The sequence below is a fragment of the Stutzerimonas stutzeri genome (genome assembly GCF_024448895.1).
GTDB classification, from domain to species: domain Bacteria; phylum Pseudomonadota; class Gammaproteobacteria; order Pseudomonadales; family Pseudomonadaceae; genus Stutzerimonas; species Stutzerimonas stutzeri_Q.
Genome location: NZ_JAMOIC010000001.1, coordinates 177,258 through 198,590, shown reverse-complemented (window position 1 = coordinate 198,590; position 21,333 = coordinate 177,258). Strand labels below are relative to the sequence as shown.

Genomic DNA, 21,333 nt, shown 5'->3' with positions numbered 1-21,333 from the left:
GGCGCGGGAATGACCGTTTTGTAATAAGCAAGTAACTAAACTGTGGTGTCGCCCATAAGGCGCATGAGACGCGCTGTTCACGAAGCTCCCCACCACGCTGCCGAATCAAGTTCACGACGAAACAGTCGGAACTGCATCAACTTCGAATCGAGATCCAGAGTGGATAGCCCGCCGGATCCACTACTTTTTTCTGGACATACCATGACTGATCGCCACGAACTCATCCTTACCTGTCCAAAAGGGCTGGAAGGCCTACTGCTCGACGAAGCCATTGGGCTCGGTCTTGAAGAGGCGCGCGAGCAGACTGCGGCGATCCGTGGCTTTGCTGAGATGGAGGTCGCTTATCGGTTATGTCTTTGGTCGCGTCTGGCCAATCGGGTTCTGCTCGTGATCAATCGCTTCGCTACGGTGAACGCCGAAACCCTATACGAAGGTGTGCATGAGGTGGACTGGTCCGAGCACCTTGAGGCGACGGGTAGCCTGGCCGTGGAGTTCAGCGGACATGGTTCGGGCATCGACAACACTCACTTCGGTGCACTCAAGGTCAAAGATGCCATCGTCGATCGCCTCCGCACCGCCAGCGGTGAGCGGCCGAGCGTGGACAAGCTCAATCCAGATCTACGCGTTCACCTGCGCCTGGATCGAGGTCAGGCGATTCTCTCGCTGGATCTCTCCGGTCATAGCCTGCACCAACGTGGCTATCGATTGCAGCAGGGCGCTGCGCCGCTGAAGGAAAACCTCGCTGCAGCAGTGCTCATCCGCGCCGGCTGGCCGAGGATCGCCGCCGCTGGAGGCGCGCTGAGCGACCCTATGTGTGGTGTTGGAACCTTTCTTGTCGAAGGGGCCATGATCGCTGCCGACATTGCGCCGAATCTACGCCGCGAGCGGTGGGGCTTCAGTGCCTGGCTTGGGCACGTCCCGGCGTTGTGGAACCGGCTGCATGCCGAAGCACAGACGCGCGCCGAGGCTGGGCTCGCCAAACCACCACTCTGGATCCGCGGTTATGAGGCCGATCCACGTCTAATCCAGCCGGCCAAGAACAATATCGAGCGCGCTGGTTTGGCGAGCTGGATCCGTGTCTATCAAGGCGACGTGGCGACGTTCGAGCCACGTCCGGATCAGAACCAGAAAGGGCTGGTGATCTGCAATCCACCGTATGGCGAGCGCCTCGGCGATGAGGCGAGCCTGGTTTATCTCTATCAGAATATGGGTGAACGCCTGCGGCAGGCCTGCCTCGGCTGGGAAGCGGCAGTCCTGACCTCCGCACCTGATCTCGGCAAACGCATGGGCATCCGAAGCCATAGGCAGTACGCATTCTGGAATGGCGCGTTGCCTTGCAAGCTGTTGCTGATAAAGGTCGAACTGGACCAGTTCGTCACTGGTCAACGCTCGACGTCAAACGAGCCGAAGGCCGAGGTCGATGAGAAGGAGAAGCCGGTAGCGGAACTGGCCCGTCTCAGTGAAGGCGGACAGATGTTTGCCAACCGCCTTCAGAAAAACCTGAAGTTGCTAGGCAAATGGGCTCGCAAGCAAAACATTCAGTGCTACCGCCTATACGACGCCGACATGCCCGAGTATGCGCTGGCGATCGATCTTTATGGTGATTGGGTGCATGTGCAGGAATATGCGCCGCCACGCTCGATCGATCCGGAAAAGGCCCAGGCGCGGCTTTACGATGCGCTGGGCGCGATCCCCCAGGCGTTGGGCATCTCCCGTGAGCGTGTCGTGGTCAAGCGCCGGGAGCGCCAGAGTGGGACGCGCCAGTATGAGCGGCAGGCCAGTCAGGGCGAGTTTCTAGAAGTCCATGAGGGTGACGTCAAATTGCTGGTGAACCTGACCGACTACCTGGATACAGGGCTGTTCCTCGATCATCGCCCGCTCAGACTGCGCATTGCGCGCGAAGCGGCGGGCAAGCGCTTTTTGAATCTGTATTGCTACACGGCCACCGCGACCGTCCATGCAGCGAAGGGTGGCGCCCGCAGCACGACGAGCGTCGACCTGTCGAAAACCTATCTGGACTGGGCTCGTCGCAATCTCGCGTTGAACGGTCTGTCCTACCGGCAACGCCTGGAGCAGGGCGACGTGATGGCATGGCTGGAAGAGGATCGTGGCGAGTACGACCTGATTTTCATCGATCCACCGACGTTTTCGAACTCCAAGCGCATGGAAGGCGTGTTCGATGTTCAGCGTGACCACGTTGCATTGCTGGACCTGGCAATGGCACGGCTGGCTACGGGTGGGACCCTTTACTTTTCCAACAACTTTCGCAAATTCGTGCTCGACGCCGATATCGCTCAGCGCTATGCGGTTGAAGAGATAACGGGTGCCACATTGGACGAAGACTTCCGTCGCAACAGCAAGATCCACCGTGCCTGGAAGCTGCAATCCCGGTGACGGCTGCGCGTGGGGCGGGGAGGTTAAGTTCCTCGCGCCCCAGGCAGGGTCATTGCGTAGCCTTCACCCGCATGGGTGGCAATCGGCTAGCGTTGAGCAGTCCTGCTAGAACTTGGGCGGTTGTAGAGGCTGACGAGTACTTGATCGAGGATCGAGGAAGCACCCCATGGCCGCGGATGGTTGAGTATGGCGACGACAGCCCAGGTCTTGCCTTCACTGTCTCGGCTGAAGCCTGCGATGGCGCGCACGGTATTCAGGGTCCCTGTCTTGAGATGCGCTTTACCTGCGACACCGGTGTTGCGCAGACGTTTGCGCATCGTGCCGTCTACAGCGGCAAGCGGCATCGATGAGATAAATTCCGCTGCATAGGGGCTCTGCCACGCGGCCTGCAGTAGGCTGGCCAGCTCGCGAGCGCTGACGCGTTCCGCACGTGAGAGTCCTGAACCGTTCTCGATCACCAGATGAGGTGAAATCAGCCCCTTCTTCGCCAGCCACTGGCGAATCACGCGCTGCGCGGCCATGGAGTCGTCGCGATCCGCTTCGTTACGAAACTCCGCGCCAAGGCTCAGAAACAACTGCCGCGCCATGGTGTTGTTGCTGTACTTGTTGATGTCACGAATGATTTCGACCAGGTCGGGTGAGTAAGCCCGGGCGATCATTCGTGCATCCTTTGGAACTGAGGACACTCGGTCGCCGCCCAGGATCTTGCCGCCCAGTTCTTTCCAAATTGCCCTTACGGCACCGGCTGCGTAGCGCTGATGATCTAGAAGAGAAAGGTACGTCTGCCCGCTGCAGCCGACCGCCAGCTTGCCCGTCACTACGACGGTCACGCCGTCCGCGTCTTCGATGGGGTTATAACGAATGTCCGGCCAGCCGGGGCATTTCGCCTTTGGCAGCGCCTGTATGCGATTGTCGATGCGAACGGTCTCTATTGGCGGCTCGACTAATACCTTCACCTTGCCGTCGTCGTTGCGGGCAATGAAGCGAAGTGCCTTGAGATTGACCAGCAGAGAGTCCGGGCCCACCAGGAAAGGCTTGTTCTTGTCATTACCGTCGTCATCGAAGACGGGCAGGGCCGGCTGCACGAAATGACTTCGATCTAGGACGAGATCCCCTGTCACCGTCTCGACGCCATTAGCGCGCAGATCACGCAGCAGGAGCCAGAGTTTCTCCATGTTGAGCTTGGGGTCACCGCCACCCTTTAAATAAAGGTTGCCATTGAGCGTGCCGTTTTCGATTGGCCCGTCAGCATGAAATTCGGTTTTCCACTGGTGGTTGGGGCCCAACAGTTCCAGCGCTGCGTAGGTCGTTACCAACTTCATCGTGGAGGCCGGGTTGACCGACACGTCAGCGTTGATAAACGTCGGCGAACCGCCACCGTTGAGCGGCAGCATGACGACCGAGAGAGCACTGCTCTCGATCTTGTTCGCCTTGAGCGCTTGAGCGACGCGAGGCGGCAGGGTCTGGTTGACCGTTTCAGCCAGCGCCGGAACAGCTAACGGCAGCGCCAGCGTAGCGACGGCGAAACAGCTCTGGAGCTTGCTCATTTTCCGGCCTCGAAAGGCGGACAGAATCGATATCAACGACATGTGGAGGTTCCCTACAGCGTTCAGGGAAAAATGACGGGCCATTATGCCCAGGTCGGAGAAGTGACATGCTTCTCATCCGACAAGCGTAGCCGCCTGCCTGCAATCCCGGTAAAAAAAGCGCCCAGTTGGCGACATCAGTTGAAATGAAGACGATGCAGACTGGCGCTCGCAATCGCGAAAGTGTGGCGTTGCTGTTAGAGTGCGCGCCGTCATCTCGTTAGAAAAAGGACCGATTCAATGGCTACCAATCGCTCGCGTCGCTTGCGCAAGAAACTCTGTGTCGACGAATTCCAGGAACTGGGTTTCGAAGTCAATCTGACTTATAGCGACGGCCTTGAAGCCAAGGCTGTAGACGATTTCCTCGAAGCCTTCCTGAGCGAGGCTATCGAGTCCAATGGCCTGGGCTACATCGGTGGTGAAGATTACGGTTTCGTATGTCTGGCCAGCCGTGGCTCGGTCAACGAAGAGCAACGTGGTCAGGTCGAGGCGTGGCTCAAGGGTCGTAAGGAACTGTCTGAGTTCGCCGTGAGCCCGTTGATGGATGTGTGGTACCCCGAAAACGAGATCAACGCTAAGGCGTGATCGAGTCTTTACTGTCCTGATCGGTTTCGGCTGATCGCCTTGATCTGCGCAATGCGATCCGGGCGATCAACCGACGCAACCCAACCATCATCAAGGTTACGGCCAGGGCCACTCCCACGCCTATGGCAGCATTGATGAGGCGTAGTTGGGGAAGCTCCCAATCCTGTGCCAGTGTTTCAGCCAGCAACACAAAGCTCAGCGTCGTCTGCAGGACAAAAAGCCCATAGTGATTTGATTGGAAGGCGCGGCTGAGCATCACCAGCGGCAGCATGATCATGACCATCATCGGCGGGTCGGCCAGGCTGTGACCCATATAGATCAGCACTGCAGCTGCGCAGAAGATCCCGGCTCCGGCTTGCAGGGCTCGAACGAGGCTGCGCTGCAGGTTCATCTGCAGGGTAGTGAAGACAGCCAGCGTCAACCAATACCCCCTAGGAAGATTGGCTAAGGTCACAATAAGACCGCTGGCTGCGGCTGCGAGCATGTAAGTCAGGGCGTGCAGGCGCCATTGTCGAATCGGCGTGCGCCGTGCTCGTCGACGCAATACCTTCAATAGACTAAGCAACCGGGGCATGTACGGCCACATGCGCAGGCCATGGATTCCGCGCAAGCCAAAGGCTAGCAATGTGACCCAAAGACCGCCCAGGGCAAACAGGGCGGCGATGGCTTGGGGATTGTTGAAATCGCCGATCCCATATTGTCCTTGGCCAAGGCAAAGACAGATCGCCAGTCCGATGCCCAGTTTGCCGGCTTCGCTTCCGTAACGTTGTAGCCATGCCAACAGCAGGCCGTAAAATGCAAACAAGCCTAGGCTGACCAATGGATGGGTTGCCGACCAGAATCCGAGCCCTGCGCTACCGGCGCCCAGACAGATCAGCAGCAGCATTCGCAGCATGCCGAGTCTATGCAGGGGATTCGCCTTCGCCGCCTGGAAAGCCCCAACGGTCGCCCAGAGAAAACCCGGGTGCCCACTGAACAGGCCGAGCAGCAGCGGCAATGCACATCCGAGGCCCGCAACGGCTGCGGCGCCCCATGCAGGACGACCCGGTTGCCAGCCGATGAACTTCCACAGCGACCTTTTGCTCATGTCGGGCTAGAGCGTCCAGTCATCTCGCCAGCCATCTCGGTTGCATAGCTGTCCGTCATCCCGGCGATGAAATCGATCATCCGCACGAAGGATTGATAGAGGGTCCAGTCGGGGCTCGGCGCGCTGCTACCGAGCAGATCCAGTATCCGTCGATTCTTAAACGAGGGTGTACGGCCACCATGTTGTTCCAGCGCCGCGCCACAGAAAGCATTCAGCAATATTTCGAGAGTGGTGTACGCGCCGATCTCATGCAGTGTCTTTCGCTTGTCCTGAAAAATCTTCTCCCGAGCCATTGCTTTGGCCTGCAGGACGCATTCCTTGGCGGGGCCGTGCATGTGCTCAACCAGATCTCCAGCCAGGTCGCCGGACAGCAGGGCGCCCTGTTGCTCCACGAAAGCATCTGCCGCTGCATTGGTAAGGTGCTCGATGGCTTTTCCGCGAAGAATCGCCAACTTGCGTCGTCGAGAATCTTTCGGGCCGAGCTGTCGGTAGGTTTCCGGAACGTCATCTCCCACCAGATTCAATAGCAGGGCTTCAACCTCCGAATAGTCGAGAAGATCCATCTCAAGGCCGTCTTCGAGATCGATCAGGCCGTAACAGATGTCGTCTGCTGCCTCCATCAGATACACCAGAGGGTGGCGGGCCCAGCGCTGATCTTCTATCTGAGGAAGTCCGAGTTTTGCAGCGATCTGCTCAAGCAATGGCAGCTCGCTCTGATAGCAACCGAACTTGTGTTTCTTGTAGCCAAGGGCCTCGGCGTGGCGCGACGTCCAGGGATACTTCAGGTAGGTACCAAGGGTGGCGTATGTCAGGCGAGTGCCGCCATCGAACTGGTGGTATTCGAGCTGCGTGAGGACTCGAAACCCTTGAGCGTTACCTTCGAAATTCAGGAAATCGCTGCGCTCCGCATCGCTCATGTCATCCAGCCATCCACGTCCCGCCGCCTGTTGGAACCAGTGACGGATTGCATCCTCCCCGGAGTGGCCGAAAGGAGGGTTGCCGATGTCGTGGGCCAGACAGGCCGATTGTATGACCATTCCCAGATCAGCTGGGCTGCACCATGACGGCATGTCGTCGCGAACGACTTCTCCCACGCGCATGCCTAGAGACCGCCCGACGCAGCTCACTTCCAGCGAATGGGTAAGTCGAGTATGGATATGGTCATTGCTTGAAACCGGGTGCACCTGGGTTTTACGCCCGAGTCGGCGGAAAGCGCCCGAAAAGATGATTCTGTCGTGATCCTTGTGGAAGGGGCTTCGGCCAAGCTCTTCATCACTGTGAACAGATTTACCGAGTCGTTCACGATTCAACAGGGTCTGCCAGTCCAAGAGCAACCTCCTTAATGTCGCCAGTGAGGCAGGTTTGCTAGCGCGGTACCACACCCCTCGTCGGGCGCAAGGACAGATCCAGCTTAGAAAGTTTTTTGAATCAAGAACGCAGCCTACAGCAACTGCGGACCGCTAGACCATAGCTCACGCTGGGTCTAACGGTCCCGCAGTGAGAGCCGCAGTGCTGCGGTTCATCCACGCTAGGAACGCAACCGGCGGATGATCGGATATAGCACCATCCCGAGCCGGGCTAACTTGCCGAATTTGCCTAGCCGACGGCCGAACAGCGTCAGGCCCAACGTTGCGGCGACCATTAGTGGCCCTTTGCCTCCGTTATGGTCGCTGCTGCTATTGCGATGCGTCACCATACCCTTGATCCGCTGAAAGGGGTGTGCGAGCGGTTGGGAATGGTAAAGCACTTGTTGCCGATTCATCTCCATGCGCAATCGAACTAAATCTTTACGCATAGCCAGATCGCTAGAACTGCTAAGTGGAAGGCTCATGGTAATAAACGCTCCCGGTTACGGGCCAATTCTTCGACCGTCGCCTGGAAGGGCGAAGCGCTTTCTTTGGCCAGACGGATCGCGCGGCTGATACAGATCGCCAGAACTATGGCGTAGACCGCGCATAGCACGAGTATTGCGGCGATCGGGTTGCTATCCCAGAAGGCGATCACGATCGCTGCCGAAAGCCCTACAAGGACAAGCAGGCCGAGTATCAAACTGACGCTGGCGAGCAGGAACAGCTTGAATACTCTGACGCGTTCTTCTTGGATCTCAATTCCGATGAGTTCCAGATGTCCTTGCACGAGGCCAGCTATAGCGCTGCCCATCTTTTTGATGGACGGTGCAGGGGCATCGTCAGCGTGTCTGGTTTCCATTGGATCCGTTCCCCACATTAGCGGCGGGTGATCAGGCCGAGGAGAAAGCCGACGCCCGCGGCGATACCAATCGACTGCCAAGGATGAGTATGGACATACTCTTCGGTGCACTGAATGGCGGCCTGGCCTTGCTCGCGCAAGGTGCCTTCCTGTTCTTTGAGCATCTGACGAGCACGGCTCAGGTTTGCATTGATCTTGCCGCGTAATTCTTCTGTCTGAGTTCCGGCTGTATCCTGCGTGTGCTTCAGCAGGCGCTCAGTGTCACCGATAAGGGTGTGGAATTCTTCGATCAGCGCATTCTGTGCAGCCTGAAGATTGCGGCGGTGAGCGGATTTGTCGATTAGAGACGAAGGATTGGTGCTGGTTGTTCCGTCGGGTATTGGCGTGTTGTCGCTGGTGCCGAAAGTCGATTCGGTAGACATCTGCATTTCCTCTTGAGTCTCGCAGGGACGACAGGTCCCGGTGCCTAGGATTTCGAGCATGCAGTTGGGGCAAGGTTCCCGCTTCGTTTGAAATCGACTGCAGTAGTGGGGTGATGTCAGTAGTCAGCTGGTTTTTTCAAGGATAAAAGAAAACCCGCCGAAGCGGGTTTTCTTTCTCTACTGCGTTTTCACGCTGTAGCCGCTATTACATCAGCGGGATGGTGTAGCTGACGATCAGACGGTTCTGGTCGATATCGCGAGTGCTATTGCTGCGATAAGTACCGTTACGCCATTTGACACCAAGGTTCTTGAGTGCTCCGTCCTGGAAGGTATAAGCGATGTCGGTATCGCGTTCCCATTCCTTGCCATTTCCGCCAGCGCCGAAGTTGTCCCCAGTGACGTAGCGCGTCATGAAGGTCAAGCCAGGGATGCCGATGGCCGCGAAATTATAGTCGTAACGTGCCTGCCAAGATTCTTCGTCAGCATTGGCGAAGTCTGCAGCAATCATCACGTAGTTGACGAGGAAGGGGTCGGTACCGCTCAGGTAGGCAAAGCCGGTATCGCCTTTCATTTCTTGGTACGCAAGACCGAAGCTGTGGCCACTTACAGAGTAGGTCACCATTCCGCCCAGCGCTTTGTTGTCAACGGTAGAAGAACCGTCATCGCTGGAGCGAGCGTAGCGGAGGTCGGTTTTCAGCGACTGTCCTTCTCCCAACGGCTGGATATGCACGAGGTTGAACGAGTGCTGCTTGTAGGCTTCTTCCAGGTTGCTGTAGTAGTAGCTACCGGTCAGGTTGTCGAGAAGCTTGTAGCTAGCGCCGGCGAAAAGGAAATTGTCGATTTCGTCAACGGTAGTGCCGCCCTTCAAAGCTCCTTTCAGATCTTCAAAGTTAGAGTCGTTACGCTCGTTTACTTCGGTTAGGTAACCGATATCCAGTGTTAGACCTTTTACTTCCTGGGAGACCAGTTGGCCGCCTTTGAAAGTCTGCGGTAGTAGGCGCGAGTCGCTACGGGCAACAGCCATGTTCTTCGGCTCAAGCGTGCCAACTTTCAATACGGAGTTGGAGATCTTCGCTTTAGCGGTCAAGCCGAGTTGAGAGTATTCATCAGGGGCAGCGCCGTCATTATCGATCGGCAGTAGGCCGGTTCCAGTCCGTCCGCGACCAGAATCCAACTTAACGCCCAGCAGGCCCAGTGCATCAACACCAAACCCTACCGTGCCTTCTGTATAGCCCGATTCAGCGCGCAGCAGGAAGCCTTGAGCCCACTCTTCGCTCATTGACTGAGAGGTAGAAGGAACGGAACGGTTATCCGAGTTCATGTAAAAATTACGAAGTTCCAAACCAGCTTTGGAATCTTCCACAAAGGCTGCCTGAGCCATGGTGGGGATAGCCAGTGTTGCTCCCAGAGTGGCTAGGGCCACGCCCCGGGCGATTGGGGTCTTGAGCATTTCTTATTTCTCCTCGTTGGATGATGCTCTGAAGTCGCTCTTACGGCGCCGTGTAATTAAACACTACATCAGTATTTGAGCCTTTAGACATTGGTCTCTAAGGCTTAAGCATGGAGGCATCGACTAACTTAATCAGTACTTGGGACGGGGAACTAGCCCTGCCAAAATTGCTACCGATTTTCACGTATACCCCCGGCCCTGTAGCTCTGTGGCCGCTTGGGCTGCAGCATCCTAGCCGTTTGTCACCGTCCCGTCGATTGCGAAAATCAAACCCTTGTTTGAGTGGGTCCGATGTCACACTTTTACGCTATCCGATACGCCGAAAGATTGAAGCGCATGGTTGCCTGTCGGGTCGAAATCAACTGCTAGAATTATCTGGCTAATGTGAATGAGCCCAGCCTATGTATCTTCCTGAATGCCAATTGTTTGGAACCCTGGGTTGCCACCTATGTGAGCAGGCCGAAGCGATGCTTCTTCCCTTGGTCGAGAATGGGTTACTTGTAGAGCTGCTGGATATCGCGGAACGTCACGAGACGGTTGACGACTATGGCCTGCGTATACCTGTGCTACGGCGGGTGGATACGGGAGCGGAGCTGGATTGGCCATTCGAGGTAGAGCAGGTCGTAAGGTTTCTTCAGCGATAAGTAGCCACATGACTTCCGGCCGCGCGAGCACGGACGCGATCATAGGGATTCATCGTTAAGGTTTTGTGACAGAACGCAGGGGACTTGCCTACCGAGTCATAAAACAAAAAAACCGACCAGTGGCCGGTTTTTTATGCATTGCGCTGATAGAGCCACAATGTCGGGTTTGGTCGGAGCGACTGGATTCGAACCAGCGACCTTCTCGTCCCGAACGAGACGCGCTACCAAGCTGCGCTACGCTCCGAAGATGGCCGGCATTTTACCTAAAAAGATTGGCTCTACAAGGGCTTAGCACTGGCTTTTTTAAAGGATAAAGCTTCAGCAACGCCGTCGCATAAGCGTTGTTTAAAGCTCCTTCACAGTCCGTACTTGATCTTTGTTGACTCGCCCCGGTTTGCCATCCAGCCCTTCAAACTCATAGAACCCGGCCTCGTCGTCATAATCCGGGTGGTCGAGTGTTTGGATTTCCCGGCCATCGTTAAGCGTAATGACGCTCGGATTCGAGCAGCCGGCTAATAAGGTCAGACCAGCCAGCAGTGTAAGGGTCGGTACATTTAACAAGCGCATGATGATTCTCCTTCGATGGTTGCGTCTGTGACGATGGCTGGCATCGCTAAGTTCCCGCTGCGGGCAGCTGAGCGGAAAGCAACGCAGGTGAGTTCAGGTTGGCGAGCCGGGGATCGTTGATCTCTAAGTCGACAGCGCGTGCGCCCAGCTCCAACAGAATTCGTCGATGGCTGCGTTCGCCGTTACGCCAGGCGGCTTCGATAGCGCCGACGAGCTCGGTTGGAACGATTGAAAACAACGGCTCCCACTGGGTGCCTCTACGTGCCATGACCGGGGCCTTGGGTGATTCTTGCGCAGTGAGATAAAGCTGCCTGAGCAGGGCTGCATCTATAAGAGGAGCGTCGCAAGGCAGGATCATGAGAAATGGGTGGCTGGCGACAGCGAGCCCTGCTCGAATTCCTGCTAACGGACCGGCGAAATCGCATCCCTCGTCTACTACCAGATGGTCGGCGAAAGCTTCGTAACGCTGGTGGTTGCGGTTACAGGAGATCAGCAGGTCGTCCGTCAAAGGGCGGGTAATTTGGTAGGCCCATGCGATTAACGGCTTGCCGTGCCACTCCACCAGGCCCTTGTCTCTTCCGCCCATCCGTCGACCCTCGCCGCCAGCAAGCAACAAGATTGAGCAATCCGCGAGCATGCCTTGTTGCATCAAGTGCTCCGCCAAAAGCCTGTGATATAACACCCCGCCATTGATTCCAACAACCGGGAAGCCTGTATGAGCCACCTCGCCGATCAAACTTTTGTTCCACTCAATATCGCAGTCCTGACCGTCAGCGACACCCGCTCGCTGGAAACTGACACGTCGGGCCAGCTGCTGGTGGAACGCTTGCAGGCGGCAGGCCATCGGCTCGCTTCCCGCGTGTTGCTCAAGGACGATCTTTACAAGATTCGCGCACAGGTCGCGACCTGGATCGCCGAAGAGGTGGTACAGGTTGTGCTGATCACGGGAGGTACTGGTTTTACAGCGCGCGATAGCACCCCTGAAGCCGTTGGATGCCTGCTGGACAAGCAGGTAGACGGGTTTGGAGAGTTGTTTCGGCAGATATCGTTGACTGATATAGGCAGTTCTACCGTCCAGTCGCGGGCCCTTGCCGGATTGTCAAATTCGACACTGGTCTGCTGTCTGCCCGGTTCCACCAATGCTTGCCGCACCGCCTGGGACGGGATCCTCGCCGAGCAGCTCGATGCCCGTCACCGCCCATGCAATTTTGTACCTCATCTCAAACTGGCGGAGCCTTGCGAGAGCCGTTCATGAGCGGCGTTAAACCGTCACTGATGCCAGTAGAGCAGGCGCTCGAGGCGCTGTTGAAGCTGGCGGAGAATGCTCCGATTCAGGATGTAGAAAGTGTTTTGATTGACGAGGCAGAGGGCCGGGTACTGGCCGAACCCTTGGTCGCAACACTTGACTTGCCGCCCTGGCCGAACAGTGCCATGGATGGCTATGCGGTGCGCCAACAGGATCTCAACGGCGAGCCGCTTCGGGTCAGTCAGAAAATTTTTGCCGGGACCCAGCCAGAGCCTCTGGAGCCGGGCAGTTGCGCCAGGATCTTTACCGGAGCGCCAATGCCCGAGAACGCAGACAGCGTCGAGATGCAGGAGCATGTCGAGGTACTGGGTGACGGTCGGGTACGATTTCTTGAGGCGGTGCGGCTGGAGCAACACGTCCGCCCTCAGGGCGGTGAGGCTCGGCAGGGCGACGAGGTGCTGGCTGCAGGTGTGCGTCTCGGGCCGATCGAGCTAGGGCTCGCTGCGTCGCTTGGAGTGCCGCGGCTTACAGTCAGTCGAAAGATAAAGGTTGCGTTGCTGTCGACCGGGGATGAGCTCGTCGATCCGGGGGCAACTCTGAATCCCGGGCAGATCTACAACAGCAACCGTGTGCTGCTCCGTCACTGGCTCCAGCGGTTGGGGTGCGAAGTCATTGATGCGGGGATAGTACCTGATGACCTCAATAAGGTAAGAGCTTGTTTGACGGGCCTCGGCGAAGCCGACCTGATCCTTTCGACCGGTGGAGTTTCGGTTGGTGAAGCCGATTTTCTCGGGCAGGTATTGCGCGAGGAGGGCGAGCTGAACCTATGGAAGCTGGCGATCAAGCCGGGTAAGCCTTTGACTTACGGCAGCTACCGCGGGGTCGCAGTGATCGGGTTGCCTGGTAATCCGGCATCTACGCTAGTCACATTCGGGCTTCTGGCTCGCGCTTATCTGTTGCGGCGGATGGGCGTTTCGGAAGTCGAGCCGCTCAGTGCTCAGGTGCCGGCAGGATTCAGCTGGACCAAGGCCGGCAATCGTCGCGAATATCTGAGGGCGCGCTTGGAGGGCGGCCGGGCAGTCCTTTATTACAACCAAAGCTCTTCGATTTTGCGTAGCGCTGCCTGGGCTGACGGACTTGTCGAGTTACCTGAACATACGTGTCTGGAGGAGGGGGACCCAGTACGTTTCATACCTTTCAGCGAGCTGCTCGGCTAACTGGCTTCGGATGACTGTTTCTACCTGCAGTCCGTCGGGGGCTGATCGCTAATCGCCTATGTAAATAAACTGATCGCATTTCTCATTGTCTATCCCTCCGCTCCGCGAAGCGCCAGTCGCGAGCGACCGGTTACCCATACAAGGAGAAATGTGATGCAGGATAGAAATGCCTGGGTCGATTACGCCAAGGCCATTGGGATCATCCTGGTTGTATATGGACACGTCGCCCGCGGGGTGTTCAATGCAGGCCTGCCTATGGACGAGGATACCTATATCCTCGTTGACAGCATCATTTACAGCTTTCACATGCCGCTATTTTTCTTCCTGTCGGGGTTGTTCTTTTACGACTCGCTGATGAAGCGTGGGAAGGCTGGGCTGATCGTTAACAAAGTCGACACTATCGTTTATCCTTTTATCGTCTGGTCGCTCTTGCAGGGGCTTGTCGAGGTTGTGCTCTCAAACTATACGAACGGAGAAGTTACTCTCGGGCAGGTGTTCTCGCTGCTTTGGTCTCCGCGCGCGCAGTTCTGGTTCCTCTACGCGCTTTTCCTAGTGTTCGTTGTATGTTCCTTCGTCTACGCCAAAGCCAGTCGGCGCTTCTTTTTGCCCATATTGCTGGGCTTTGGTGCGTTCTATGTCTTAAAGCAAGATTTCGATATGGGACGAATCGGAAACTTCATCTTCGGCAATGCCGTCTTCTTTGCACTTGGTGTGTGGTTCAACGAGATCAAGGCATTCTTCCTGGCCCGCTATGCTTCGCTGACGCTTGTATTTGGCGCGCTGTTCATCCTTGGCCAGTACTTGTTCCACATCACATTCGGTTTGAATTGGGAGGTCGGGGGATTACCAGTACTGACGCTGGCGACCATTTCGATATTCTTCATGATCGCCATGTCGATGTGGCTAGGTAATGTTCGCATTGAGTGGTTGTTGTTCATCGGCGCGTCTTCGATGACGATTTATCTGATGCATATTCTCGCCGGTAGCGGGATAAGGGTGATCCTGAGCAGCTTCATGGGGATTAATTCGATATCCGTTCACTTGCTCGCCGGCACCATTGTGGGATTGGCGGCACCGTTGGTAGCGCAACTCGTCGTCAAACGATACGACCTGGCCTTTCTGTTCACTCCGCCTAAGTCGATATCCGCCACTGCTCTAAGAACGCGGATAGCGATGGCCCACTGATGCTAATGATCAATGTTGTTCATGCCACTTCGCGACACGCTTAACGCCAGATTGGGGTCATCGCTCCGTGCGCCTTCGCTATAGCCCTTACCGGTACGCCGCCGGGTGCCGCGCGATGAGCGCTTTCGCTTGGGGGGTTCTCGATATGAGCCTCGTGTGAGCTGAGATGCGCCAAGTCCAATCATTATCCCGACAATGTTGACGGTCATGTCGGCCAGTGATGGGCTTCGGGACGGTGTAAGCGCTTGCAGCAGTTCGATTGATGCTGCGCCCATAAGGATCCAGACGAAAAGAGCCCCTAATCGAGCTTTTGGGAACGCAACGCAAGCCATGTAACTCAGCACGCTGAAGCCTGCCAAGTGATAGAGCTTGTCAGCACCCTGATACAGCTGGATGTTAGGCGAGTCTTTTAGCGCCATGAATCCGAGAAACAGCACGGCGACTCCGAAAGTCGCCATCCTGCGGGCTTGCTGAAACTGCATTGAAGGCTCACTCGTCGGATCGGTTGATCCACCGTAGCGGATAGCATTCACCATGATTAATCTCATGGCAACTGGCCGCTACAGCCTACGCGCGGTTGCGCTTGCACTTCAACCTTGGCTTGACCTCCTGATCGACTGAGCGACAGATGGAGCGTTCTTAACCGCAATTAAGCCGCTTTATTACTAGCGCGTCGTCAGTCGAAAGCGTAAGGCGCTGGTCGTTGTACTCCAGCGTGACGATATCTCCAGGACGTAGAATCCGTGCGATTGAGGCCCCGCTTTCGCGTCGCGCCTGATCGAGCATTTCTGGATTTGCCTGTTTCCCAATCAAGTCTTGCACTGCTGCAGCATTGCATTGCCCCGGAGGGGTCGGAGTCGATTTGTCTGGGGTTGGAGTCGAGTTGCAGCCAGTCAATGCGGCTGCAAATAGCGCCAATGCGGCGAGAGATGGGTGATTGGACATGGCAATTCCTTACGGCGACGGTGGTTGAAATTAAGAGCTTGGCATCCGATGGTGCTGGCTTATATCTGTTTTGCAAATCAGTCGTTTGTTAAGGAACTAGCGGAACAGGGCGGTCCTCATATGCATGACGGTCCGCCGCAGGTTGGGTGGGCTACCGAACAAGAAGATCAGGAGTTCCGCCATGTTCAAATCATCGATGATGAAGCGCGTCGCCACCTTGCTGGCTGCGATGCATTTCATGTTATTTGCACAAATCCCTATGGCCCAAGCGGCGATGATTGGTACGCCGGAGATTATCTCTGAGCACCAGCAGCAGGTCGATCGGCAGCAGTTGCTGACGATGCTTGAAGATGACGAGGTGCAAAAAAAGCTGATTTCGATGGGCGTGGATCGTGATCAGGTAGAGCAGCGAATCAACAGCCTGACGCCCGCCGAGCTCGCGCAGTTCAATCAGCAGCTGGATCAAGCTCCAGCGGGTGCCGGTGTGGTTGGAATAATTGTGCTATTTCTGGTGATCTTCATAATCACCGATCTACTTTGCGCAACTAACATCTTCAACTTCGTCAACTGCATCAATCGCTGATGCCGCGACTGCTTTTGCTGTTGGTTCTAGGTCTGCTCGGGGCATGCGCCCGGACCCCAATCGTACCGATTGGGACCGCGGGGCTCCCGGAGCAGGTTGAACTTGCCGAGGTTCCTTTTTTTCCTCAGGAAGCCTATCAGTGCGGCCCCGCTGCGTTAGCGACAATGCTAACGCAGCGGGGTGTTGATACGTCCCCTGACGAGTTGGTTGATCAGGTTTATCTTCCTGGTCGGCAAGGTAGCTTGCAGGTGGAGATGGTTGCGGCCGCGCGGGCTCACGATCTTTTGGTCTATCCCCTTGAGCCTCGGCTTGAGGCATTGCTTAGCGAAGTTGCGGCTGGTAATCCGGTATTGGTGCTGCAGAATTTGGCCTTTGATCGCTGGCCTCGATGGCACTTTGCGGTGGTTGTTGGATATGACCTGACTTCTCAAACGTTAGTGCTTCGCTCCGGGACTACCCGACGGTGGACCGGCACGTTCGGTCAGTTCGAACGAAGCTGGGCAAAGGGCAAGCGCTGGGCGGTTGTTACGGTCGATCCGAGCAAACTCCCCGCGACGGCCGAGGAGACAGCCTGGCTGAGGGCCGCTAGTGATCTGGAGCAGACTGGGCGAAGAGCTGCTGCATTACGAGCCTATGACACAGCAGTCGCACATTGGAGGAGTGGCCTTTCTTGGTTTGCCCTTGCTAATGTCCACTACGCGCAAGGCGACAAGCCAGCAGCTGAGCGCGCGCTGCGCCATAGCGTCCAGCGTGATAGCTCGTTCGCGCCCGGTTGGTTCAATCTTTCACAAGTGCTGGCGGAGCAGGGATGCATGAGTCAAGCGTCCGCTGCTCGGGCGTGTGCGGCTAATTTGAATCCTGACGATGAAAGATTCAGCCAAACACTCCCTATAAGTTCTTCCGAATCCAGTGAGTGCGAGGCGGTGCCGATGTGCGCTGCTCAATAAGACATCAGAAGCCGATTCTGTCGCGTAAGTTGTAATACAGCGCACCAAGGGCGCTCATCGGTGCGCTGAATTTCTGCCCGCCGGGAAATGGGTAGTGAGGCAAGCTGGCGAAGGCATCGAAGCGTTCAGCTTGCCCTCGCAACGCTTCTGCGATGATTTTTCCTGCAATGTGCGTATAGGTGACGCCATGCCCACTGCACCCTTGGGAGTAATAGAGGTTGCCATCTAGACGTCCTACCTGTGGCAATCGGGACAGCGTCATGAGGAAATTTCCGGTCCAGGCGAACTCTGTTTTGACATCGCGTAGCTGAGGGAATGTCTTGAGCATCTTCGGTCGGATGATTGAATCGATATCTGCCGGATCTCGGGCGCCGTATACAACTCCTCCACCATATATAAGGCGTTTGTCAGCAGACAGTCGGAAATAGTCGAGTAAATAGTTACAGTCCTCGACACAGTAATCCTGAGGTAACAACGTCGCTGCGAGTTCAGTTTTCAACGGCTCTGTCGCGATGACCTGAGTGCCGCAGGGCATCGACTTTGCGGCAAGTTCCGGAACGAGATTTCCGAGGTAGGCATTCCCCGCTACCACCACAAATTTTGCGCTTACTTCGCCCTGCTCAGTGTGAATCCGTGGATTGCTACCCCGGTCGATCCGGATGGCAGCACTTTGTTCGTAGATGATGCCGCCAAGCGATTCGACAGCTTCCGCTTCGCCTAGAGCAAGATTGAGTGGGTGAATATGTCCGCCACCTTGATCAAGCAATCCGCCGACGTAACGCTCACAGGCGACGACGTCTCTGATGCCGTCAAGGTTGAGCATTTCAAGCTGGCTATAGCCGTAGCGCTCCCACAGCTTCTTCTGAGCTTCCAGGTGCTGCATCTGCTTGGCGTTGAAGGCGGCGAATACACCACCGTTCTTGAGATCGCACTTGATGTCGTATCTTTTGACGCGCTCGCGGATGATTTGTCCGCCCTCGAATGCCATGGATCCAATCAGTCGCCCCGCGTCTCCCCCAACGCTACGCTCAACCGTGTCGAGATCGCGACTATAGCTATTCACGATTTGCCCGCCATTGCGTCCGGAGGCGCCGAAGCCAACCTTAGCGGCCTCCAGCACGACCACACGAAAGCCGTGCTCAAGAAGAAACAAGGCTGTCGACAAACCGGTGTAACCCGCGCCGATGACGCAGACGTCAGTTTCGACACTTTCACTCAGAGCATGGCGAGTCGGCGCAGCATTTGCCGACGCTGCGTAGAAAGACGTGGGGTAAGGGGTGTGCGACATTCGCTAGTAACCTGTTTAGAATATTTGACGTTGATGCTATCTCGACATGCCCTTGAGATGCCATAGCTCACGAATAAGTAGCTTCCAGGCCCAAAAATTACAGATATCAGTGAGTTAGGACAAAAACTGCTTGACTCCCTCTCGCGGATCTCTAAAATGCGCGTCCATCGGAGGCACATAGCTCAGTTGGTTAGAGCACCACCTTGACATGGTGGGGGTCGTTGGTTCGAATCCAATTGTGCCTACCAATTCCGAAAAGGGTCGCGCTAGCGACCCTTTTTTTATGGTTGCTTGTCAGTTCAGCGGCTTTCTGAAAGCATCCGTGCTCCAATCTTTCCAGTGACTTCGGTCCGTGTCGATCAGCCCTTGGGCTCCTGCCACTGTGCGGCAGGTTATTCGTCGGGTCGCTTTCCTGGCTCATCCCAACCCATGTGGCCTTTGGTAGGGGTCACCACTAGGAGAGGAGGCGCCATGCCCACCATTACTCTTCCTGACGGCAGTCAGCGTTCATTCGATCATCCGGTATCCGTGCTTCAGGTGGCTCAGTCCATCGGCGCAGGTCTGGCCAAGGCAACCCTTGCAGGTAAGGTCAGCGGACAGTTGGTTGATGCTTGTGATTTGATCGAAAGCGACGCCAGTCTGCAGATCATCACTCCAAAAGATGAAGAGGGCCTGGAGATCATCCGTCACTCCTGTGCGCATCTGGTTGGGCATGCGGTCAAGCAGCTCTATCCCTCGGCGAAAATGGTTATCGGCCCGGTCATCGCTGAAGGCTTCTATTACGATATAGCCTTCGAACGGCCGTTTACCCCGGAAGACATGGCGGCAATTGAGCAGCGCATGAAGCTGCTGATCGACACTGAATACGATGTGATCAAGAAGGTTACGCCGCGCTCTGAAGTGATCGACGTGTTCAAGGCGCGTGGAGAGGATTACAAGCTGCGCCTGGTAGAGGATATGCCTGATGAGCAGGCGATGGGGCTGTACTACCACGAAGAATACGTAGACATGTGCCGTGGCCCGCACGTCCCGAACACCCGCTTTCTCAAGTCGTTCAAACTTACCAAGTTGTCCGGCGCCTACTGGCGCGGCGACGCTAAAAATGAACAGCTGCAACGTGTATATGGCACCGCCTGGGCGGACAAGAAACAGCTTGCGGCCTACATTCAGCGCATAGAAGAAGCCGAGAAGCGCGATCATCGCAAGATCGGCAAGCGCCTTGATCTGTTCCATACCCAGGAAGAGGCGCCAGGAATGGTGTTCTGGCACCCGAACGGATGGACGCTTTATCAGGTTCTCGAACAATACATGCGCGTTGTGCAGCGTGAGAATGGCTATCAGGAAATCCGGACGCCTCAGGTGGTGGATCGCAGTCTCTGGGAGAAATCCGGGCACTGGGCGAATTACGCTGAAAACATGTTTACCACTGAGTCGGAAAGTCGCGATTATGCGATCAAACCGATGAACTGCCCGTGTCACGTGCAGGTTTACAATCAGGGGCTTAAAAGTTATCGAGAGTTGCCGCTGCGTCTCGCTGAATTCGGCGCTTGTCATCGTAATGAGCCGTCAGGTGCGCTGCATGGCATCATGCGGGTTCGCGGATTTACCCAGGATGATGCGCACATCTTCTGTACTGAAGAGCAGATGCAGTCCGAGTCCGCTGCGTTCATCAAGCTGACCCAGGCGGTGTATGCAGATTTCGGGTTCGAAAATATCGAACTGAAGCTTTCGACCAGACCAGAGAAGCGCGTTGGTTCAGATGATCTATGGGATCGCGCTGAGGCTGCGCTTGCTGCAGCCCTTGAAAGCGCTGGCCTGCCTTACGATCTGCAGCCGGGTGAGGGCGCTTTCTACGGGCCGAAGATCGAGTTCTCTCTCAGGGATTGCTTGGGTCGTGTATGGCAGTGCGGCACCTTGCAACTGGACTTCAATCTACCGATTCGTCTGGGTGCCGAGTATGTCAGTGAGAACAATGATCGCCAGCATCCAGTGATGCTGCATCGAGCCATCCTTGGTTCGTTCGAGCGTTTCATTGGTATTCTGATTGAGCACTACGAAGGGGCGTTTCCTGCATGGCTCGCGCCCACGCAGGCTGTGGTGATGAATATCACCGACAAGCAGGCCGATTTCGCTGGCGAAGTTGAGAAAATTCTCAATCAAAGCGGCTTCCGTGCCAAGTGCGACTTGAGAAACGAAAAGATCGGCTTTAAAATCCGCGAGCATACCTTGCTCAAGGTTCCTTATCTTCTGGTTATCGGAGATCGGGAAGTCGAGACACGAGCCGTTGCTGTGCGTACGCGTGAAGGTGTTGATTTGGGCTCCATGCCCCTTGATGACTTCACCCAGTTGCTGACACAAGCGGTTTCCCGGCGTGGTCGCCAAGAATTGGAGTAATAACTATTAAGCGTGAAATGAGACAGGATAAACGAGCTGCACCCAAGGCCCCGATCAACGAGAATATCTCGGCTCGTGAGGTCCGTTTGATTGGTGCTGATGGCGAGCAGGTTGGCATCGTCTCGATTGATGAAGCGCTTCGTATAGCTGAAGAAGCGAAGTTGGATCTGGTGGAAATTTCCGCCGATGCGGTTCCTCCTGTGTGCCGGATCATGGACTACGGCAAGCATCTGTTCGAAAAGAAGAAACAGGTTGCTGCAGCGAAAAAGAACCAGAAGCAGATTCAGGTTAAAGAAATAAAGTTTCGTCCAGGGACGGAAGAAGGGGACTACCAGGTCAAGCTCCGCAACCTGGTGCGTTTCCTGAGTGAAGGGGACAGGGCCAAGGTTTCGTTGAGATTCCGCGGTCGTGAGATGGCGCATCAGGAGCTGGGGATGGAACTGTTGAAGCGGGTCGAGGCTGATCTTGTGGAGTATGGTTCGGTCGAACAGCATCCAAAGATGGAAGGACGCCAGCTGATCATGGTCATCGCTCCCAAGAAGAAAAAGTAACCACCAGGGCACTGGCAGGCCTTGCGGTTATTTG

22 protein-coding genes and 2 tRNA genes are annotated in these 21,333 nt (G+C 56.1%); 11 read left to right on the top strand and 13 right to left on the bottom strand.

The annotated features are described in order from the left end of the window. Positions 1 to 201 precede the first annotated feature (201 nt). Entirely contained in the window at positions 202 to 2,394 is a 2,193-nt protein-coding gene (rlmKL, locus tag NA619_RS00905) for a bifunctional 23S rRNA (guanine(2069)-N(7))-methyltransferase RlmK/23S rRNA (guanine(2445)-N(2))-methyltransferase RlmL (RefSeq protein WP_255959065.1), read from the top strand. Between the two features lie 86 nt (positions 2,395 to 2,480). Here the strand turns inward: rlmKL and dacB are convergent, their stop codons facing one another. Beyond that, on the bottom strand, positions 2,481 to 3,941 hold the full coding sequence (gene dacB / locus NA619_RS00900; protein ID WP_255959063.1) for a D-alanyl-D-alanine carboxypeptidase/D-alanyl-D-alanine endopeptidase: 1,461 nt from the start codon (positions 3,939 to 3,941) through the stop codon (positions 2,481 to 2,483). A 279-nt stretch (positions 3,942 to 4,220) separates the two neighbouring features. On the opposite strand from dacB, the gene NA619_RS00895 reads away from it, so the two are divergent. Next, positions 4,221 to 4,565, top strand: coding sequence for a YggL family protein (locus NA619_RS00895; RefSeq protein WP_255959060.1), 345 nt, complete (start codon positions 4,221 to 4,223; stop codon positions 4,563 to 4,565). Here the strand turns inward: NA619_RS00895 and NA619_RS00890 are convergent. The 6 genes from NA619_RS00890 to NA619_RS00865 form a co-directional block, all read right to left on the bottom strand. Continuing rightward, positions 4,555 to 5,652 (bottom strand): FUSC family protein, encoded by a 1,098-nt coding sequence (locus NA619_RS00890; RefSeq protein WP_255959058.1) that lies wholly within the window; start codon positions 5,650 to 5,652, stop codon positions 4,555 to 4,557. The two genes, NA619_RS00895 and NA619_RS00890, sit on opposite strands and share 11 nt — an antisense overlap. Beyond that, on the bottom strand, positions 5,649 to 6,980 hold the full coding sequence (locus tag NA619_RS00885; RefSeq protein ID WP_255959056.1) for a deoxyguanosinetriphosphate triphosphohydrolase: 1,332 nt from the start codon (positions 6,978 to 6,980) through the stop codon (positions 5,649 to 5,651). The genes NA619_RS00890 and NA619_RS00885 overlap by 4 nt, the downstream gene beginning before the upstream one ends. A gap of 200 nt (positions 6,981 to 7,180) precedes the next feature. Next, on the bottom strand, positions 7,181 to 7,483 hold the full coding sequence (locus NA619_RS00880; protein ID WP_255959054.1) for a hypothetical protein: 303 nt from the start codon (positions 7,481 to 7,483) through the stop codon (positions 7,181 to 7,183). Beyond that, positions 7,480 to 7,860, bottom strand: a complete 381-nt coding sequence (locus NA619_RS00875; RefSeq protein WP_255959052.1) for a phage holin family protein — start codon at positions 7,858 to 7,860, stop codon at positions 7,480 to 7,482. The genes NA619_RS00880 and NA619_RS00875 overlap by 4 nt, the downstream gene beginning before the upstream one ends. A 17-nt stretch (positions 7,861 to 7,877) precedes the next feature. After that, positions 7,878 to 8,282 (bottom strand): DUF883 family protein, encoded by a 405-nt coding sequence (locus NA619_RS00870; protein WP_255959038.1) that lies wholly within the window; start codon positions 8,280 to 8,282, stop codon positions 7,878 to 7,880. 205 nt (positions 8,283 to 8,487) lie between these two features. Beyond that, positions 8,488 to 9,732 carry an OprD family porin gene (locus NA619_RS00865; RefSeq protein WP_255959036.1) on the bottom strand — a complete coding sequence of 415 codons (1,245 nt, stop codon included), beginning with the start codon at positions 9,730 to 9,732 and terminating at the stop codon, positions 8,488 to 8,490. A 401-nt stretch (positions 9,733 to 10,133) separates the two neighbouring features. Between NA619_RS00865 and NA619_RS00860 the strand changes: the two genes are divergently transcribed. Next, a complete protein-coding gene (locus NA619_RS00860) occupies positions 10,134 to 10,376 on the top strand; it encodes a glutaredoxin family protein (protein ID WP_255959034.1) in 243 nt (80 codons plus the stop codon). Between the two features lie 167 nt (positions 10,377 to 10,543). Here the strand turns inward: NA619_RS00860 and NA619_RS00855 are convergent. From NA619_RS00855 to mobA, 3 genes are all read right to left on the bottom strand, one after another. Further along, a tRNA-Pro gene (locus tag NA619_RS00855) sits at positions 10,544 to 10,620 on the bottom strand. A gap of 101 nt (positions 10,621 to 10,721) precedes the next feature. After that, positions 10,722 to 10,943 carry a YgdI/YgdR family lipoprotein gene (locus NA619_RS00850; protein WP_255959032.1) on the bottom strand — a complete coding sequence of 74 codons (222 nt, stop codon included), beginning with the start codon at positions 10,941 to 10,943 and terminating at the stop codon, positions 10,722 to 10,724. A 46-nt stretch (positions 10,944 to 10,989) separates the two neighbouring features. Then, complete coding sequence (mobA, locus tag NA619_RS00845; RefSeq protein ID WP_255959536.1) at positions 10,990 to 11,592, bottom strand: molybdenum cofactor guanylyltransferase MobA; 603 nt, start codon at positions 11,590 to 11,592, stop codon at positions 10,990 to 10,992. Between the two features lie 66 nt (positions 11,593 to 11,658). Here mobA and moaB point away from each other — a divergent pair, with 66 nt between their 5' ends. From moaB to NA619_RS00830, 3 genes are all read left to right on the top strand, one after another. Then, a complete protein-coding gene (gene moaB, locus NA619_RS00840) occupies positions 11,659 to 12,198 on the top strand; it encodes a molybdenum cofactor biosynthesis protein B (RefSeq protein WP_255959030.1) in 540 nt (179 codons plus the stop codon). Further along, positions 12,195 to 13,406, top strand: a complete 1,212-nt coding sequence (gene glp / locus NA619_RS00835; RefSeq protein ID WP_255959028.1) for a gephyrin-like molybdotransferase Glp — start codon at positions 12,195 to 12,197, stop codon at positions 13,404 to 13,406. The genes moaB and glp overlap by 4 nt, the downstream gene beginning before the upstream one ends. A 153-nt stretch (positions 13,407 to 13,559) precedes the next feature. After that, complete coding sequence (locus tag NA619_RS00830) at positions 13,560 to 14,591, top strand: acyltransferase family protein (protein ID WP_255959026.1); 1,032 nt, start codon at positions 13,560 to 13,562, stop codon at positions 14,589 to 14,591. A gap of 2 nt (positions 14,592 to 14,593) precedes the next feature. Here NA619_RS00830 and NA619_RS00825 read toward each other — a convergent pair whose 3' ends face one another. Together NA619_RS00825 and NA619_RS00820 are read right to left on the bottom strand one after the other, a co-directional pair. Continuing rightward, a complete protein-coding gene (locus NA619_RS00825) occupies positions 14,594 to 15,049 on the bottom strand; it encodes a VanZ family protein (RefSeq protein WP_255959024.1) in 456 nt (151 codons plus the stop codon). Between the two features lie 181 nt (positions 15,050 to 15,230). Further along, on the bottom strand, positions 15,231 to 15,536 hold the full coding sequence (locus NA619_RS00820) for an I78 family peptidase inhibitor (RefSeq protein ID WP_255959022.1): 306 nt from the start codon (positions 15,534 to 15,536) through the stop codon (positions 15,231 to 15,233). Between the two features lie 181 nt (positions 15,537 to 15,717). Here NA619_RS00820 and NA619_RS00815 point away from each other — a divergent pair, with 181 nt between their 5' ends. Then, the gene (locus tag NA619_RS00815) at positions 15,718 to 16,119 is read left to right on the top strand and encodes a PA2779 family protein (protein ID WP_255959020.1); all 402 of its coding nucleotides are present in this window, start codon (positions 15,718 to 15,720) and stop codon (positions 16,117 to 16,119) included. Further along, a complete protein-coding gene (locus NA619_RS00810; protein ID WP_255959533.1) occupies positions 16,116 to 17,066 on the top strand; it encodes a PA2778 family cysteine peptidase in 951 nt (316 codons plus the stop codon). Before NA619_RS00815 ends, NA619_RS00810 begins: the two co-directional genes overlap by 4 nt. Before the next feature lie 4 nt (positions 17,067 to 17,070). Here NA619_RS00810 and NA619_RS00805 read toward each other — a convergent pair whose 3' ends face one another. After that, positions 17,071 to 18,354 (bottom strand): NAD(P)/FAD-dependent oxidoreductase, encoded by a 1,284-nt coding sequence (locus NA619_RS00805; RefSeq protein ID WP_255959018.1) that lies wholly within the window; start codon positions 18,352 to 18,354, stop codon positions 17,071 to 17,073. 171 nt (positions 18,355 to 18,525) lie between these two features. Here NA619_RS00805 and NA619_RS00800 point away from each other — a divergent pair. The 3 genes from NA619_RS00800 (at position 18,526) to infC (ending at position 21,299) form a co-directional block, all read left to right on the top strand. After that, positions 18,526 to 18,602: transfer RNA gene (locus tag NA619_RS00800), tRNA-Val, on the top strand. A 223-nt stretch (positions 18,603 to 18,825) separates the two neighbouring features. Next, a complete protein-coding gene (gene thrS, locus NA619_RS00795; protein WP_255959015.1) occupies positions 18,826 to 20,748 on the top strand; it encodes a threonine--tRNA ligase in 1,923 nt (640 codons plus the stop codon). Next, on the top strand, positions 20,748 to 21,299 hold the full coding sequence (infC, locus tag NA619_RS00790) for a translation initiation factor IF-3 (RefSeq protein ID WP_181689948.1): 552 nt from the start codon (positions 20,748 to 20,750) through the stop codon (positions 21,297 to 21,299). The genes thrS and infC overlap by 1 nt, the downstream gene beginning before the upstream one ends. The last annotated feature ends 34 nt before the right edge of the window (positions 21,300 to 21,333 follow it).